The following is a 17,564-nucleotide window of genomic DNA, read 5'->3' on the forward strand; positions in this document are numbered from 1 at the left end:
GGATTTTGATGTTTATTTTAGATCAATACATTGAACTATGGATTGCTTATGGAAAAGGAAAAAAAGAGGGAGAACGTTTGGAAGTAACAGTGCAAAATATATCTGAAACTTTATTTTGTACAGAGCGTAATAGTAAATTAATTATAAAAAAATTAGATGATTTAAATTGGATTAAGTGGTTTCCAGGTCGCGGTAGAGGAAATCGTTCTAAGTTAATATTTCAAAAGCACCCGATTTCTTTAATTTTAGATAGAGGAAAAGAAATAACGAAAAAAGGGGATGTGAAAAGCGGAAGCATATTTGTGGAACGCTATAGCTCGCATTTTCCATCGGTAAAGGGAGAATATCACTGCTGGGTGGATTCAATATTTGGTCATAAGGTTGAAATGACATCTGAAGGGAGAAGAGATGTACTCCGGTTGCAAGTACAAATGAATTTAGATATCACATTAGATCCTGTATACGCTACAATGCGCTCAGAATGCCATATGGTAAAACATATATTCGACACACTCGTGTATGTAGACGGTAATACAAACATTATAGAGCCAAGACTTGCATTTCACTGGGAATATAATGACGCTAAAAAAATATGGACGTTTTACTTACGAAAAGGAGTTCACTTTCATAATGGAAAACAACTTACTGCACATGATGTTATATACTCGTTGAATCGATTTATGAAGCTGGAAAATAATGCACACGCATGGATGTTACAACACGTTGAAAGTATCCGTTCAGTGGATGACTACGTTTTCGAAATTCAATTACATACAGAAAATCGAATGTTTTTACATATGCTAAGTGCAGAACAGTGTTCTATCGTGAATGAAGATGAAGCAGGAGGGCTAATTGGAACAGGGCCTTTTCAATTATATAAAAGTAATGAAAATCTGTTCATTTTAGAAGGACATCCTTTATATTTTCGTGAAAGACCTTTTTTAGATCGTGTTGAGTTGTGGAATATAGAACAAGGTGTAAGTACATACGATGTTTTAGTAAAGGCGCAGTATAAAGATAAAGAAAAACATAATAAAGAATTGTCTCGGCTTGAGTCGAACGTGACATATATAACATGTAATCTTACGAAAGAAGGACCAATGCAAGATGCGTTCTTTCGGAAAGCGTTATACAACATCATTCATGGTTATACAATCGTTCAAGAACTCGGCGGAGAACGTGGAGAAGTGGCAAAAAAACTAATATTAGCAGGTGAAAGCATTGTAGAGATTGAGGAAGATGTAGAAAGTTTAATTAAAAGGAGTACTTATCATAATGAAGTGCTACAACTCTACACATTTACAGGACGAGATCATGTTGAAGATGCACAGTGGATACAAAAAGAGTGTGCGAAATACGGGGTTCGTGTAGAAAATAATTTTCTTGATATAGAAGAGCTATTGGAAGTAAGTACGATACAAAAGGCCGATATGATGCATGATAGTGCCACAATTAGTGAACGAATAGAAGATAGTCTATTATATATGTTTCTTACAAAAAATAGTTTTATTCATGGACAAAGCAGCATGGACTTTCATGAAAAGTTGTCTCCTTATTTTAGACAAGAAGAATTAGAGAAAAGAGTTACACTGTTACGCGATATCGAGGATACTTTGTTACGTCAAATTCATATTATTCCTTTATATCGTAATAAACAAGAGGTAAGTACACATGAAAAAGTTCAAAATATAATGATTAATTCACAAGGTTGGATTGATTTTTATAATATTTGGTTTAAGTCTTGATATATAAGGGCTTTTGCACATTTTCATAAGGTGTGTAAGAGCCTTTTTTGTATGTAGGAATAGGTTTGTTTTACACATTGTTACGCTACTTGTGATAAAAGTTTATTTACAACGTAACAGTGTTATGTTACATTGTTATCAGGAAGGAGTGTTGTACAGTTGAGTACAGATTTAATTTCAAAAAAAGATTTATTAGAACTAACTGGTATTTCATACGGACAGTTATATAGGTGGAAAAGAAAAAATTTAATTCCGGAAGATTGGTTTGTACGAAAATCAACGTTTACAGGTCAAGAGACATTTTTTCCGAAAGAAAAGATATTAGAGCGTATCGATAAAATCCAAACGATGAAAGAGGATTTATCACTTGATGAACTAGCGAACATGTTTTCGCCGAGTGTGAGAGAAATTCTTTTAACAAAGGAAGACATTTTATGCAAGGGGATTGCATCAGAACCAGTTTTACAATTTTTCATAGAACAAACGAATAAAACAGCAGAGTTTCAATTTGTAGACATTCTTTATGTGTACATGTTAGAAGAATTACTACAATCAGGAGAGATTAGTTTAGAAGAAGGAAAAATGGTCTTGCAAGTTTTACGTGAAAATTATGAAGCAATTAAACATAAAACTTGTGATTTAATCATTGTCCGAAAGTTAGGGATTTCTACATGTTTATTAGTTTCAAACGTGGACGATTTAATTTTTGAAAAAGGCACCAAAATCGTTTTACGCGAAGCGATTATGAAATATACCGAAGCATTAAAAACTAAATTGTTGTAGTGGAGGAGAAAGTATGCGTACAGATAATTTGATTATAAATGGTTACGGTTCATCGAATGGTGGCGAGTTTCATAAAGTGCAATTAAACGGAAAAGGAACTGTGAATGGAAATGTTGAATGTGAGCAATTTGAATGTAACGGTTACGGTGCAGTTACTGGCGATTTGAAAAGTAGCAGTGCACGAATTAGCGGATCTGGTAAAGTTGATGGCACAGTTCAAGCTGAAACGATGCGAATTGATGGAAAAGCAACAATTACGCAAAATGTAAAAGCAAACAGTTTGAAAATTGCAGGAAAAGGTACAATAGGTGGAAATGTCACTGGTGAAGAATTTAAAGTCAATGGTCAAGCTACAATTGACGGTAATTGTGAAGTGGATACTTTTTCTTCAGAAGGACAATTTACAATCGGTGGTTTATTAAGCGCAGATGAAATTAATATAAATATTCACGGTACATGTCGAGCGAAAGAAATTGGTGGTCAAACGATTAAAGTAAGACATAGATCAGGTACATTTAGTAGACTATTTAAAACAGTGTTTGGCTTGCAGTTAGAAGCTGAACTATTAGAAGGTGACAATATCGATATTGATTATGCTCACATAAGAACGGTAAGAGGAAACAATGTTACAGTAGGAGCAAACTGTGAGATTGAACTGATTGAATATACTGGTGTTCTTACTGTTGATAAAAATGCAAATGTAAAAGAAATTAAGCAGGTTTAACGGAAGGGAGAAATCAGTATGGAACATCCACATAGTCTCACAGTAAATGGTTCTGGTAATTCAGCAGGCGGAGATTATAATAAAGTGAAGATTCGCGGTGAAGGAACAATTACGAATGATATGAGTTGCAATGAGTTTAAAACGTACGGAACGAGTGATGTACGTGGTAATGTAAAAGTGAAAAACTATGTCGTGTATGGAGATAACGAAGTACAAGGAAATGTAGATGCGGAATATGTAAAAGTATATGGTAATACACAAATTCATGGTGATGCTCATATTGAAAAAACAAAAGTTAGAGGTATGATAGATATTGAAGGAAAGTTTTCAGGTGATTTCGTAGATGTAAAAGGTGCTTTAAATGTAAAGGGAGATATTGAAGTAGAAGATTTATCATTAACTGGTGGTCTTGAAAGTGATGGATTACTTAATGCTGAAAATATTCAAATCTCACTTCGTTATGAAGGCAGTAAGGTAAGAGAAATTGGTGGTAAAAAAATTACCGTTCGTAAAAAAGCGAGATTTATTCCTTTTACTAGTCATGCTGGGAACCTCCAAACTTCGATTGTTGAAGGAGATGATATCTATTTAGAACATACGATTGCTGAAGTTGTAAGAGGCAACAACGTCACAATTGGTCCTGGATGTGAAATTAGTGTTGTAGAATATCATACTAGTTTTAATCAAAAAGGTAATGCAGTCGTAAAAGAACATAAACAAATATAAGTAGTATGAGGGAGAGCAAGAGATATGGTTGAGAAGAATAGTAAGCTCGGCTTTGTTGTGGCGGGCTTATTGCTAGGTATTTTAATGGCATCGATGGATAATACCATTGTCGTAACGGCGATGGGAACAATCGTTGGTGACTTAGGAGGCCTCGAAAACTTTGTATGGGTCGTTTCCGCCTATATGGTCGCAGAAATGGCAGGCATGCCGATTTTCGGTAAGCTATCAGATATGTATGGTAGAAAGAGATTCTTTATTTTCGGTTTAATCGTCTTTATGATTGGTTCGGCACTTTGTGGTACTGCTGAAAATATTACACAGTTAGGTATTTATCGTGCTATTCAAGGTATTGGCGGCGGGGCATTAGTGCCGATCGCGTTTACTATCGTTTTTGATATTTTCCCACCTGAAAAACGCGGGAAAATGGGTGGTTTATTTGGAGCTGTATTTGGATTATCTAGTATTTTCGGGCCATTACTTGGCGCATATATTACCGATTACATTAGCTGGCACTGGGTATTTTATATTAACTTACCACTTGGCATTTTAGCACTTATTTTTATTACATTCTTTTATAAAGAATCACGCGTTCATAGAAAGCAAAAAATTGATTGGTTTGGCGCAATTACTTTAGTTGGTGCAGTAGTTTCTTTAATGTTTGCGCTTGAACTAGGCGGACAAAAATATGATTGGGATTCTAGCTTTATTTTAAGTTTATTTGGTGGATTCGCTATTTTAATCATCGCATTCATTTTTATTGAACGAAAAGTAGAAGAACCAATTATTTCATTTGAGATGTTTAAACAGCGCTTATTCGGAATGAGTACAATTATTGCATTATGTTACGGGGCTGCATTTATGTCAGCAACTGTATACATTCCGTTATTCATTCAAGGTGTATACGGCGGGACTGCAACAAACTCAGGATTATTACTTTTACCGATGATGTTAGGGTCAGTCGTAACAGCGCAGTTAGGCGGATTTTTAACAACTAAGCTTAGCTACCGAAACATTATGATTATTTCTGCGGTTATTATGCTAATTGGATTATTCTTATTAAGCACGTTAACACCAGAAACAAGTCGTGCATTATTAACAGTTTATATGATTATTATCGGATTTGGAGTCGGTTTCTCATTCTCTGTACTAAGTATGGCAGCTATTCACAACTTCGGTATGGAACAGCGCGGGTCTGCGACTTCAACGAGTAACTTCATTCGTTCATTAGGAATGACACTAGGCATTACAATCTTCGGAATGATCCAAAGAACAGGTTTCCAAGATCAATTAGAAGAAGCGTTTAAAGGTATGAGCGGGGGAATGAATACAAAATTAGGGGATTCAAGAGCCATTTTATCAGAATCGGCAAGATCTCAAATCCCTCCGCAAATATTAGATAAGATTATTGACGCTCTTTCTAGTTCAATTGTTCAAACATTCATGTGGGCATTGGTACCAGCTGGATTAGCATTCATATTCATTTTCTTTATGGGAAATGAGCGTATGGTAATTAAGAAAGAACAAATGAATAAAAAGAGTGAAACATCAAAAGCGTAATGAAAAAGCTCCTTTCCAATTGGAAAGGAGCTTTTTCGTATGTACGGTGTTAGATTAGCCTTCGATAATTTCGTATTCTTCGTCTGCAAGTAATAAAATTTGCGTTTTCTTGCCTTTGTTTTGAACTTCGATTACATCGTATGCGCCTAAGTCTCTTACTTTGCTTTGAGAAGCGTTAACCATAACTTCAATAGAATCAATTAAGATATCTTCTTCAATATATGATTCAGGCAATGCCATATCTTCAGTATCTAATACACACGCATATAGATTTTGTAAATTTTCAGCAGTTGGGTTTTGTTCCTCAACATCAATGATATTTTTTACTGCATCCATATTTTCTTCTTTTGCTTGGTACACTTTAATTTTAGCCATAGTTTTAATCTCCTTTATAACGTAATCGTAGAGGCTACACCTTATTATAACGTTTTTTTTATGAAAGATGAAATTGTTATATGTATTTATAGTAAAAATTATGTGTCCTTACTCAAAATTGGTGTAATTTCCATATAAATGTACGAGTAGGTAACGATAATGTTACGTTAAAGTTATATTGTCCAAGCTTTTCTTATTTGCTACTCATATATATGTAGTAGCAATTCTATATAGAGAAGGGATGGAGTGTAAGTGGGTTGTGAACCGAAACGTGATTGTGGGTGTTGCCAAAATAGTATATGTGAGTTTTTACAAAGTCTAGAAGCGTATACTAAAGTTGAAAATATCATAATAGCAAGAAAGGAAATTGTTGTATCTTATTTTCTTTCATTTAATAAGAAAACAGGTATCGTATCATTCGTACAAGAAGACAATGAGGTTATATTTGTCGATTGTTCAAAGATTGATGCGATTCGAATAGGGAAAGTATGTAGTTGCAAAACAAAAGTTAAATATATTGAAGAGGACTTTAGCTTGCTAGGAAATGTGTGCCCGCAATGTTTAACAGAGGGTAGTACAATCTTTTTCGATTTTCATAATGTAGAATTAAATGTATCTTTACAAGCTAAAACAATAGATACACCTATATGTACTGAATTTACAGATGAACTTGGGAATGTAGTAAAGCAAGTTGCAATTGTAGGTAAAGCGATTGTTTCTAAGGACTTTGTTCAAGTACCTGAACTGTTAGATTTTCGATTAGTTTTATCCGATACTGCTGCGAACCCTTTAAAGTTTGGAATACTGTTCATTAATTTTCCTGATATTACATTCATTATTGTTTTCGCATCTAGTGGATACTTAAACATTTCAAATTGTTTAAAAGTAGAGAGTGGAACTGGTAATATCGAAATAGAAGAGTTGAAAAAAATGATAAGGGATGAGGTTAACACGTACAAGTCAGTTGTTAAATTGACTAAAGTATATAAAAATGGTGAAATGGAATCTTTTATTTCTAAGAAGGAGTTGTAACGCATTTTTTGATAAATCCTCATACATTATGTTGAGGGTTTATACATACACGATGTATATTCAAAAGTTTAAAAAGTGAGATACTCTTTTTTATTAGATGTTATAATAATTTTATATTTGTGAATAATTTATAATTATATAAAATTTTAGTTTAATAGTGCTTGCTTATATAACAAGCGGTTGAGTGAAAAATTATATAAGTTGATTCTTAAAGATTTAGAATACGATTGATTTTAAAGAAGGCGGGAATGTAAATGATATATGAAGCGAATATACATACAAGAAAAAAACTAGTTTCTATGTTTGAGGATTTCAATAACGTTGTTTTACTTTCTTATTTACAAGGGCATATGGGGACTGCTTGGGTAAATGATCTTGAAAATCCAACAGTAGCACAAGTTACGGTAGGAATTTTCACATTTTACGCTGGAGACCCAAATGTGCAACAAACAGAAGAGTTATTACGTAATATTCCTGAAAGAATTTTAGTTATCTTAAATAGTGAAGAGTGGAAACAACGCTTAGAAACATTCCATGAAAGAAAAATAGATAAGTTTTTACGCTATAAGTTCAAACGAAATTCAGAAGGTTTTAATCGTTCAAAATTACAGTCTTTTATATCAATACTTCCAAAAGGATATGAGTTAAAAAGAATAGATGAGCATATCGCAAATAGCCCTACATTACATAAAATCTCTGAAGATTTTATAAGTCAATTTCAGTCGGTAGAAGATTATATAAACCGTGGTATAGGTTATAGCATTTTATATAACGGAGAAGTTGTATGCGGTGCATCCTCCTATAGTATTTATAATGATGGGATTGAAATTGAAGTTGCGACTGATCACAATCATAGAAGAGAGGGCTTGGCAACTGTAGTAAGTGCAGCTCTTATATTGGATTGCTTAGAAAGTGGAAAGTATCCAAATTGGGACGCAGCGAATACTCCATCTGCTAAACTAGCAGAAAAGTTAGGATATGAATTTGATAAGGCATATGATACTTATTTTGTGGACAATAGATGAGTGAAGGAAGTTCATACTAAAAAATAAATGCGCCCTAGTACGTAAGTCTAGGGCGCATTTATTAGTTGGTAAATATCTTCATAACAATCTTATCACATTTTATCTTTTGAATGTTTGGAATTAAAGATATTTATGTGACTTTTTGAAAAAATAAAAGAGCAGCTAGCAAAAGCTAACTGCTCTTCTCCAAGGGAGAATGGAGAAATACAATCATGTTACCTATAGTATTAACGGAACATTGAGTTTTAATCAACCATTTATAAAAGGAGAGATAAAATATCTTTGATTAATCCTTAGCTCCGATTAGGAGTACGGATAGAAAAGCAATTGAGAATATATTTTTTTATTACATTTACAATTTGAAGAGTAGAACGTGTTTATCGTAATTCTCCAAACACCAATTATATTTTTTTAGAATAATTGGATGGACTACTTCTTTCGTAGTATCGACTTCAGTATAGCCATATTTCTTATAAAAGTTTTCTAATTCCTCAAAAGGAAGACAATATACATCTTGTATTTGTAATTTTTTCGCAGTTTCTACTAAAAATGAAACAAGCTCACCAGCTAATTGTAGCCCTCTAAATTGAGGCAGAATAAAAATCCCGCCCATTTCTATAGTATCTGCATCTATTTGGACTAATCGTCCAACACCTGCATACTCGTTGTTATATGTAATAATTGCAACTTTATCTCTCTTTAAATCACTTCGTACAAATCCTATTGATTCATATTGACTATTAATCCATTTTAAATCGTTAGATGTAGCTAGTTGAATACTCATATACATCCTCCTTCCGAATACTAGCGCTCTCTTCATTATATAGAACATAAGATACTATATCAAAGGAACCTTGAGATAGCACATTTGTTTAAGTTATTAGTTAAAAGTGTGGGGTTGCTGGCATTGAAATGTAGGCTTCACCAAATATAGGATAATAATGTTGTGAATTTAGTGTTACATAGTCAAAATAAAAAATAGTTCATGTGTTCGATAACGCACGATTTTTTTAGTGTAGAGAAAATCATAGGGATATTTTAATTAGTAGCTACTGTATTCATTGAAGCTATTAAGGAAATGTGGTAATCGCCAGCCTTAGTGATACAAATCATATTAGGATTTAGTAAAAAACTCTTCCTGAAAAAGAGGGAGATTAAAGATAAGAGCACTTCGAAAAGTGCCCTTCAGTAACGACTACTCATTCTAAAAATATTATATGAAGTTAAGTGTATTTAAGTATGGGTCTTTTATATAAATGTGAAATAAAAGATGGTTGTCTTCTTGTTAGAAGGCTATTTTTTGTTATTACAAAAAAGAATTAGAAGTAAAATATAAATTCAAGTTACTTGTCCAAACAAATTATTAAAAAATACATAAAATGCTAGTAGTTAGCCAATATTTTAATATTGCTAATTTTTTAGTTTAAAAGGGGTGATTTTATGTGTGATTGTGAAGTTTGTAGACGAAAGAAAAACCGGGATCCATTAAATCGGGATTCTGAACGAAAAAAAGTGGATTCTGAGCCAATAAAAAAGGATTGTGAACCAAAAAAACAGGTTTCTGAGCCAATAAATCAGGATTCCGAATCAGTAAATTCTTATTCATATAGTAAAAATGCAAATTTTTTAGAAGAAGCTATACAAACAGATGAAATCGATCAAGTTTCTGAGGAATATATTGAAATAGTAGATTCAGCAGATGTACAAGTTACTACTACAGATACAAAAGCTGCGCTATCCATCCAAGCTGCGTTACAAGCAGCTATTGTGGTTGTAGTAAGTATTTCTATAGCAGATAGTGAAAAGGCAGATAAAATAACACAAGAATTGTTTCAAAAATCATCTATTAAACAAATTAATAGACAAAAAACATTTATTAAAAATTCCAGAAACGTAACCGTAACAACTACTGATACAGATATTGCAGTGAATATTCAAATTCTCCTTCAAATTTTATTAGCGTTACTAGTTAAACTAAACATTTTATAAAGTGTCTATCCCATTTATATTTAGCTATAATGGTTCACTCAAAGTAAATATTTTTTTGTTGTAATATGTGGTACAAGCTTGGACTTCTTATTATGACTAAATTAAAATTCAAGATTGATGGGAAGGTAAGTGGGGATAACTATACAATAGCAAAGGTGAACTTATTATTTAACAGTAATTAAAACTTATATATGTTAAGTAACGGGAGGCTGTCTTCGCATTAGAAGACAGCCTTTTGATTTCATTAGTAAAAAGAAGGGAAAATAGAAGATTAAGTTACTTGTCCAAGCAATTGTTATTTAAATACATATAATGCTGGTAGTTATTTGAAATTTTTATAGAAAACTGATAGGAGTGAACATTGTAAATGGATGATTTAAATAAATTTTCTTCCTTTAAGTTTGATAAAGATCAAAAGAATATAATTATAGACCTTTTACTCTCAGATATTTTTAATAGGCATGGGATAAATGAAGAAAAACTAAAAAATTTATCGCCAGAAAAAAAGCAGCAAATTAAAAGTATTATTTCTGAAATACAATCACAGGTTAATAATTATTTAGATTGAAAGGGGGTGAACTTATGGAAAAAACATGTCATTCAGATGGAAATAAAAAGTGGAGTGCATTAGATTCTTCAAATCCTCATCCGTCTTTTAAAAATGCTAGCGTTTCAGAAGCAGCTGCGCAAGAAAGTAAAACTTATCAAATTTCTGAAGAATCTATTACAATAGTTGATTCAGCAGATGTAGAAGTTACTACTACTGATACAAAAGCTGCGTTATCTATTCAAGCAGCTTTACAAGCAGCTATTGTGGTTATAATAAGTATTTCTATAGCAGATAGTGAAAAAGCTGATCGTGTAGCACAAGAATTGTTTCAAAAATCATCTATTAAACAAATTAATAAACAAGAAACTGTTATTAGAAATTCTAGAAATGTTACAGTTACGACTACGGATACAGACATAGCAGTAAATGTTCAAATTCTTCTCCAAATTTTATTAGCTTTACTAGTAAAATTAAATATTTTATAAAATGTTTAACCTGTTTTTTTATATAGTGATTCTTACAGGTGAATATAGTACAGGCTATAAATATTAATCATTAACATCGCCAAAATAATAATGAGAACAATGTGATGGGAAATAAAGTTTGGTTGTTTTATGGAAATTTAAAAGCCATTTCCTTTATTGGATGTGGCTTTTAAATTTTAAACAGTATAAATTTGAAAAGATTATATTAAGATAAAGAATTAAAATATGATGATACAAAATACTTATAAAATTATTCGTGTTATTGAAAAATGATAAGAAAAAGGTGTTTAAAATAGAACCATTTTCATTAATAGTTCAAGTTTTGAAGAATAGTGCATACAATATAAAGTGTTTTCCTTTCTTCATTTAAGTTTTACGTATATAATTTAAAAGTACTATTTTTATTTTATTATTTTATATTTATAACAGAATAGAGGTTTAAAAATGGGTGTTAAAATCATTACGGATAGTGCGGCGGATTTACCAGTAGAATTGCTGCAAGCATATGATATTGATTTAATTCCACTCCGTGTATATGATGAAGTAGAAACAGAGTATTTAGATGGAGTAACATTAGAGTCAGTTACATTACTGCAAAAAATGAGAGAAGGCGCTGTTTATAAAACGTCATTGCCTTCACTTGAAACTTTCCAAGAAAAATTTGTTTCTTATGCAAAAGAAGGTAATCCTTGTATATATTTAGCTTTTTCATCTGAACTGTCTGGTACATATCAATCATCAGTTGTCATTAAAGAGGAAGTAAAAGAAACATATGCAGATTTAGATTTAGAAATTATTGATACGAAATGTGCTTCGCTTGGTCAAGGGCTTGTCGTATTAGAAGCTGCTAAAATGGCAAAAAACGGCGCATCAAAAGAAGATATTTTAAACCGTGTCGCTTTTCTAATGAACCATATGGAGCACATCTTCACTGTAGCTGACTTACAGTACCTTGTTAGAGGTGGACGTTTAAGTAAAGTAGCTGGTTTTATCGGTGGTTTACTAAACATTAAGCCTATCTTAAACGTGGAAGAAGGAAAACTTGTACCACTTGAAAAGGTAAGAGGGAAAAAGAAAGTATTAAGCCGAATTGTTGATATTATGGAAGAGCGTGGTAAAGACCTTAAAGGTCAAACAATCGGTATGACTCACGGTGACGATTTAGAAACAGCTGAAGCATTAAAAGCATTAATTACGGAAAGATTTGGCTGTGAAGTATTTATCGTAAATACAATTGGTGCAGCAATCGGTGCACATACAGGTCCTGGCGTTATAACGTTATTTTTCTTAAATGAAGTAGAGTAAAGGATTGATCTTTTGATCAATCCTTTTTTATTTTTTAATCTGTGATAATCGGTCGATATGGTATGGATGAAGATGAAACCTTTGAAGTTAGCCTATATCAAATGCAATCCTGTAGAGGGATTATTTTTTATATGTGAAATGATACTTTATGGTAGAAGAAAAGATATAAATAAGAATGCATTTATAGGAATCTGAATATTTAAGGATATCGAAATTTTTTTATTTCATATATAATTGTGTAGGAAGAAATATCTGTAACTATTTGTAAAAATAGGAGGCGGCTATAAAAATGCAAGAAATTGCTAGATGGGATTTAAATCGATTGTATTTGAATGAGGATATTCTATTTCCGATTTTAGAGTTGAAAGAGCAATATTTTGTAACAAAAGATGTAGAGGTTCTTTCAAAGCTTATACAAGCTATTGAAAAAGCAGAATACTATTTGTATTGTCAATGGGTTGAAGAAAGTGTTTCATCTGACCTTACTAAATTGAATGTGAAAGTGAAGGAACTAAAAAGTGAAGTACAGCAAATAATAAAACATAGTGAAGTAGAAACTTCCGATAATATTAATATTAAGTTTATAAAAAATGAACTTAGTGCGTGGGAAGATATGTACATACAATTACGGGATAGGATAGAAATAGAGCACAATAATAAACAATTATCCTTTGGACAAGCAAATAATATTGCAATGAATAGTGAAAATGAAAAGGAAAGATTAGAAGTATTCGAGTTACTTACAAGTACTTTACATAAGGAAAAAGAAATCTTTGCTACTGTATTAAATCAAATAGGGAGATTGCGTAATGCAAAGAGTAATGAAATAGAAGATAGAGAGATTTTAACACAATCTTTTCATGCGAATGGCATTTCAGAAGCTGTATTATTCCAAATGTGGAATGCGACAGAAGAAAACCTTGATATAAATTAGTAAGTGCTTTAAACGTGTATAAGAAGGGAAAAGAGTCAATTACATGGCATGAACTTATGACAGTAAAGGAAAGTAATGAGGTTATAATTCCTTTTTCAGTAGCAGTACAAAACGTTTATGATGCATGTAAGAATATTGATGAAGAATTAGCAGAATTTGCACGTAATGCGATAGAAAGTGGATGGGTAGATGCTGAACCGAGAGAGAATAAACCACCAGGTGGGTTTTGTGCTCCATTTTTCAGTGAGAAAGAATCACGAATTTCAATGCGCTATGATGGGAGTATAGATAGTGTAAGAGTGCTCGCTCATGAATTAGGACACGCTTGGCATTTTTATAATATGAGTTTCGAACAATCTATATCTTTTTTAGATGATAATTTGCCAATGAGTACGGCTGAATCAGCATCTATTTTCTTTGAAACGGTACTCTTAAATTATCTAATTGAAACAACGGATAGTAAAGATATGAAAAAGTCATTACTTAGCTGGAAAATAAGAAATAGTTTTAATTATGTAATGGCAATACGAGCATCGTATCAGTTTGAAAAAACATTTTATGAAAAATGTAAAGAGGGTCCTTTAAGTGCTGATGAAATTGAGAAATTATCTATAATGGCACAGAAAGAAGCTTATGGAAATGCTTTAAGTGAATACCAACCGTTTGTATGGATGAAATATATTCAATTTTATATAGCAGATGTTCCTTTTTACAATTATCCATACACAATTGGATATTTAGTAAGTTTTAGTTTATTAGAAATCGCTCAAGAAAGTAAAGGTACTTTTCATTCGAAATATAAAGAGTTTTTACGAGAAACAGGAAAGGTTCCAGTAGAGGAGCTTATGAAAAAATATTTTGAAATAGATATAAGAAATTATGAATTTTGGAATAAGGCTTTTATTCAAATTTCTAAAGATATTGATGAATATTTGCAGCTTATGTAAGGGGAGAGTATAGTGGATCAGCAGTTTATAAAAGGTATACCTTTTTCAACTTTAGAATATGCAAAAGCTATAAGTTTATTAAAAGGTTGGCTACATGAACAACAAGAGAAACCAAGGTTTGTAGTAACTGCAAATCCTGAAATTGTTATGTCTGCAAAGGAAAATACGGAAAAATCAAAGCAGTTTAAAAAGATGTTACTATCTGCGGATTTAATAACAGCGGATGGGATTGGTGTCATAATTGGCTCGAAAATATTAAAAGGAACTTTGAAAGAACGTGTTACTGGAGCGGATTTAACTCACGATTTAATAAAATATTGTAACGACAATGAATATCGTGTCTTTCTTTTTGGAGCCGCTCCAGAAAGTAATAAAAAGGTATTAGAAAAATTAAATGAGCAGTTCCCAGGGGCGCAGTTTAAAGGACAGCATGGATTTGTAAATGGTGAAGAAATAGAAGAAATAAAAATGAAAATTAAGCAATTCAAGCCGCATTTACTACTAGTAGGACTAGGTTCACCAAAACAAGAAGAGTTCATCTATGAAAACATACAAACATTAAACGTTCCGCTATCTATTGGTATCGGAGGCATGATTGATATAATATCTGGTACTGTAAAAAGAGCACCGAAAATGATGAGGGATACCGGAACTGAATGGCTGTATAGGTTACTCTCACAGCCGAAAAGGTTAAAGAGACAACTTGTACTTCCGAAATTTTTATTGTCGGTTATGTCTGAGAGGATTAAAGGGATTAATTAATAAAGGAGACTACATACATGAACAGAATCGGCATTATTGGAGCAATGCAAATTGAAATAGATTTACTTTTAGAAAAACTAGTTATACAAGAGGAACAGACAATAGCGGGAATGCCTTTTTATATTGGAGAATTCATGGGAATAGAAGTAATTATTACACGTTCTGGTGTAGGGAAAGTAAATGCAGCTGCATGCGCGCAAACATTAATTCATAAATTTGATGTAGACTCTATCATTAATACAGGCGTTGCTGGTGGGTTACATCCAGATGTAAAAGTTGGCAATTTAGTTATTTCAACTAACGTAACCCATCATGATGTAAGTAAAAATCAAATGAAAAACTTATTTCCGTTCAAGGAAGAATTTATCGCAAGTAAGGAATTGGTAGAGTTAGCACGTAAAGCATGTAATAGTAGTAGTTTACGTACTAGGGTTCATGAAGGAAGAATCGTCAGCGGTGAATGTTTTGTTGAAGATTCAAAGTTAAAGGCGAAATTAATAGACGAATACGCACCTCATTGTACAGAAATGGAAGGAGCAGCAATTGGACATGTCGCCTACATAAATGATATACCGTTTCTTGTTATACGATGTATTTCTGACAGCGCAGATGATGAAGCTCAAGTTTCTTATGATGACTTCGCGAAAACTGCTGCGAATTATTGTTCAGAAATTATTATTGAGATGCTTAAAAATATATCTGGTAAAACTATAGTCCAAAAGGAGAGATAGGAATGTTACAAGCATTAATTTTTGATATGGATGGAACATTATTTCAAACAGATAAAATTTTAGAATTATCGCTAGATGATACTTTTGATCACTTAAGATCACTTCAATTATGGGATACGGTAACACCGATTGAAAAATACCGTGAAATTATGGGTGTGCCGCTACCGAAAGTTTGGGAAGCTTTATTACCGGACCATTCTATTGAAATAAGAGAACAAACAGATGCATATTTTTTAGATAGACTAATTGAAAACATAAAAAGCGGAAAAGGCGCTTTATATCCAAATGTAAAAGAAATATTTACATATATAAAAGAAAATAATTGTTCAATTTACATTGCTAGTAATGGTTTGAAAGAATATTTAAGAGCAATCGTAACTTATTATGCTTTAGACAAGTGGGTGACTGAAACGTTTAGTATTGAACAAATACAATCGCTAAATAAAGGTGACTTAGTTAAAAGTATTATGAACAAATATGATATAAAAGAGGCAGCGGTAGTTGGTGACCGGCTATCTGATATAAATGCAGCGAAAGACAACGGTTTACTTGCGATTGGATGTAATTTTGATTTTGCGCAAGAAGATGAACTTGCTCAGGCTGATATAGTAATAGATGATTTAATGGAGTTGAAGGGGATATTATCTGAAGTGAAGAATACGCACGCTATGAATTACATAAAGTAACAACCATAAAAATGCTCAGAATAAATGATTCTCGAGCATTTTTATGTGTTTTCATACTTAGGGGGAATGGACTTGAAAGATATACATATTCAAAAAATAGAAAATTTAATGGAGTATGAATTCAGTCATCTCGTTCAAGACAGTGAAGAAGAAGGTTTTAATTTCCTTATAAGACTAATAAATGAATATAAAAACAAAATAAATGTATTCAATAAAACTGGAGAATGTTTATATGGTGTTTTCCAAGGTGATATGTTAATTGGAGTTGGAGGTTTAAATGAGGATCCGTACACAAAAGACAATAAGATTGTGCGGTTAAGGAGATTTTATATTTCAAGGGATTATCGGCGTATAGGGTTAGGGAACTTATTATTAAACCAACTATTATGTCATGCGGAAAAGTATTTTGAAGTGATTGTTTTACATGCTGACACGAAGCAAGGGGATGTGTTTTATACTGCAAATGGATTTGTAAAAGGGGGATTATATAAGGGATCGAGTCACTACAAACTATTATAGAGATTACTATCCAAAGAATAGCTACGGACAGGGTTTTTGTTGGTAAATCGATATATCTTAAAAATCGCTGATATATATGAAGTTGCGACCCTTATATAAAAAAACAACTTTTATAATTTCATTTACCAAATTGTTATTATAAAAAAGAGCACCTTAGCTTTTAAAATTTAGCTTATAAGGTGACTCCTTTTCATTCAATTACATTTTAACCTTCATTTGTTTCAATAATAATCCTGGTTTACCTTTTACATAATAAAAATGCGGATTATTTTCATCATCATAAAGCATAATATAAGGCTTTTCTTTTAGTGGGAGTAGTATAAGTACTTCGTCTATTGTAGTGTGTAACCATTGATTAGTAATAGAAACCGGCTTAGATAAAGGGATTTTTATCATATAGCCATCTTTTGGAACGACATTTAAGTTTTTAAATGGACCAGTAATTGATTTAGCGTATTGAACTGCTTCTTTTTGGATTACTGGATCTAAAGATTGTTTTTGAATGACCATTTCTTTTTGACAATCAAATACTTCAATTTGTTGATTTGTATTTGCGAACGCATTTGTTGATAATAGAAATAGAAGAAGAGAAATGACCCCGATTTTTTTTATCATAGTACAACACCTCACCATTACTATCCCCTCAAAAGCTTTAAATATTTTTCTGTCACATTCATGTAACAAAGATG

Annotated in this window: 18 protein-coding genes and 1 pseudogene; 16 read left to right on the forward strand and 3 right to left on the reverse strand. The window is 32.2% G+C overall.

Annotated features, from left to right (window positions below; all coding sequences use genetic code 11):
• Positions 1-8: 8 nt before the first annotated feature.
• The 5 genes from CGQ22_RS12040 to CGQ22_RS12060 all read left to right on the forward strand — a co-directional run bounded on the left by CGQ22_RS12040 (position 9) and on the right by CGQ22_RS12060 (position 5,535).
• A complete protein-coding gene (locus CGQ22_RS12040; protein WP_089148741.1) occupies positions 9-1,745 on the forward strand; it encodes an ABC transporter substrate-binding protein in 1,737 nt (578 codons plus the stop codon).
• Positions 1,746-1,904: 159 nt separating this feature from the next.
• Positions 1,905-2,528: a YhbD family protein gene (locus tag CGQ22_RS12045; protein ID WP_000102239.1), complete on the forward strand. Its 624-nt coding sequence runs from the start codon at positions 1,905-1,907 to the stop codon at positions 2,526-2,528.
• A 13-nt stretch (positions 2,529-2,541) separates the two neighbouring features.
• Positions 2,542-3,252 (forward strand): bactofilin family protein, encoded by a 711-nt coding sequence (locus tag CGQ22_RS12050; RefSeq protein WP_001258385.1) that lies wholly within the window; start codon positions 2,542-2,544, stop codon positions 3,250-3,252.
• A gap of 18 nt (positions 3,253-3,270) precedes the next feature.
• Positions 3,271-3,978: a polymer-forming cytoskeletal protein gene (locus CGQ22_RS12055; protein ID WP_000400908.1), complete on the forward strand. Its 708-nt coding sequence runs from the start codon at positions 3,271-3,273 to the stop codon at positions 3,976-3,978.
• A 24-nt stretch (positions 3,979-4,002) separates the two neighbouring features.
• Positions 4,003-5,535: an MDR family MFS transporter gene (locus tag CGQ22_RS12060; protein WP_000229654.1), complete on the forward strand. Its 1,533-nt coding sequence runs from the start codon at positions 4,003-4,005 to the stop codon at positions 5,533-5,535.
• Between the two features lie 54 nt (positions 5,536-5,589).
• Here the strand turns inward: CGQ22_RS12060 and CGQ22_RS12065 are convergent, their stop codons facing one another.
• Positions 5,590-5,910 (reverse strand): hypothetical protein, encoded by a 321-nt coding sequence (locus CGQ22_RS12065; RefSeq protein ID WP_001062727.1) that lies wholly within the window; start codon positions 5,908-5,910, stop codon positions 5,590-5,592.
• 252 nt (positions 5,911-6,162) lie between these two features.
• Here CGQ22_RS12065 and CGQ22_RS12070 point away from each other — a divergent pair, with 252 nt between their 5' ends.
• Both CGQ22_RS12070 and CGQ22_RS12075 read left to right on the forward strand, forming a co-directional pair.
• The gene (locus tag CGQ22_RS12070) at positions 6,163-6,942 is read left to right on the forward strand and encodes a BC_2878 family exosporium-associated protein (protein ID WP_089148742.1); all 780 of its coding nucleotides are present in this window, start codon (positions 6,163-6,165) and stop codon (positions 6,940-6,942) included.
• Between the two features lie 254 nt (positions 6,943-7,196).
• Positions 7,197-7,967 carry a GNAT family N-acetyltransferase gene (locus CGQ22_RS12075; RefSeq protein ID WP_089148743.1) on the forward strand — a complete coding sequence of 257 codons (771 nt, stop codon included), beginning with the start codon at positions 7,197-7,199 and terminating at the stop codon, positions 7,965-7,967.
• A 352-nt stretch (positions 7,968-8,319) separates the two neighbouring features.
• Here CGQ22_RS12075 and CGQ22_RS12080 read toward each other — a convergent pair whose 3' ends face one another.
• Positions 8,320-8,751 carry a GNAT family N-acetyltransferase gene (locus CGQ22_RS12080; protein WP_089148744.1) on the reverse strand — a complete coding sequence of 144 codons (432 nt, stop codon included), beginning with the start codon at positions 8,749-8,751 and terminating at the stop codon, positions 8,320-8,322.
• A 656-nt stretch (positions 8,752-9,407) separates the two neighbouring features.
• On the opposite strand from CGQ22_RS12080, the gene CGQ22_RS12085 reads away from it, so the two are divergent.
• The 9 genes and pseudogenes from CGQ22_RS12085 to CGQ22_RS12125 all read left to right on the forward strand — a co-directional run bounded on the left by CGQ22_RS12085 (position 9,408) and on the right by CGQ22_RS12125 (position 16,875).
• Positions 9,408-9,956, forward strand: a complete 549-nt coding sequence (locus CGQ22_RS12085) for a spore coat protein (protein ID WP_000332789.1) — start codon at positions 9,408-9,410, stop codon at positions 9,954-9,956.
• A gap of 367 nt (positions 9,957-10,323) precedes the next feature.
• A complete protein-coding gene (locus CGQ22_RS12090) occupies positions 10,324-10,524 on the forward strand; it encodes a spore coat protein (protein WP_000342252.1) in 201 nt (66 codons plus the stop codon).
• 14 nt (positions 10,525-10,538) lie between these two features.
• On the forward strand, positions 10,539-10,991 hold the full coding sequence (locus tag CGQ22_RS12095; protein ID WP_000415813.1) for a spore coat protein: 453 nt from the start codon (positions 10,539-10,541) through the stop codon (positions 10,989-10,991).
• Positions 10,992-11,435: 444 nt separating this feature from the next.
• Complete coding sequence (locus CGQ22_RS12100) at positions 11,436-12,296, forward strand: DegV family protein (RefSeq protein ID WP_000538299.1); 861 nt, start codon at positions 11,436-11,438, stop codon at positions 12,294-12,296.
• A 289-nt stretch (positions 12,297-12,585) separates the two neighbouring features.
• A pseudogene (locus CGQ22_RS12105) lies at positions 12,586-14,177 on the forward strand (M3 family metallopeptidase).
• 12 nt (positions 14,178-14,189) lie between these two features.
• Positions 14,190-14,939 (forward strand): WecB/TagA/CpsF family glycosyltransferase, encoded by a 750-nt coding sequence (locus tag CGQ22_RS12110; RefSeq protein ID WP_000372660.1) that lies wholly within the window; start codon positions 14,190-14,192, stop codon positions 14,937-14,939.
• A gap of 17 nt (positions 14,940-14,956) precedes the next feature.
• Positions 14,957-15,670, forward strand: a complete 714-nt coding sequence (locus CGQ22_RS12115) for a 5'-methylthioadenosine/adenosylhomocysteine nucleosidase (RefSeq protein WP_089148745.1) — start codon at positions 14,957-14,959, stop codon at positions 15,668-15,670.
• A gap of 2 nt (positions 15,671-15,672) precedes the next feature.
• Positions 15,673-16,356 (forward strand): HAD hydrolase-like protein, encoded by a 684-nt coding sequence (locus CGQ22_RS12120; protein ID WP_002181464.1) that lies wholly within the window; start codon positions 15,673-15,675, stop codon positions 16,354-16,356.
• A 24-nt stretch (positions 16,357-16,380) separates the two neighbouring features.
• On the forward strand, positions 16,381-16,875 hold the full coding sequence (locus CGQ22_RS12125; protein ID WP_057187471.1) for a GNAT family N-acetyltransferase: 495 nt from the start codon (positions 16,381-16,383) through the stop codon (positions 16,873-16,875).
• A 198-nt stretch (positions 16,876-17,073) separates the two neighbouring features.
• Here CGQ22_RS12125 and CGQ22_RS12130 read toward each other — a convergent pair whose 3' ends face one another.
• Positions 17,074-17,490: a hypothetical protein gene (locus CGQ22_RS12130; protein WP_000591771.1), complete on the reverse strand. Its 417-nt coding sequence runs from the start codon at positions 17,488-17,490 to the stop codon at positions 17,074-17,076.
• Positions 17,491-17,564 lie beyond the last annotated feature (74 nt).

Source organism: Bacillus sp. M13(2017), assembly GCF_002218325.1.
GTDB classification, from domain to species: Bacteria; Bacillota; Bacilli; order Bacillales; family Bacillaceae_G; genus Bacillus_A; species Bacillus_A thuringiensis_K.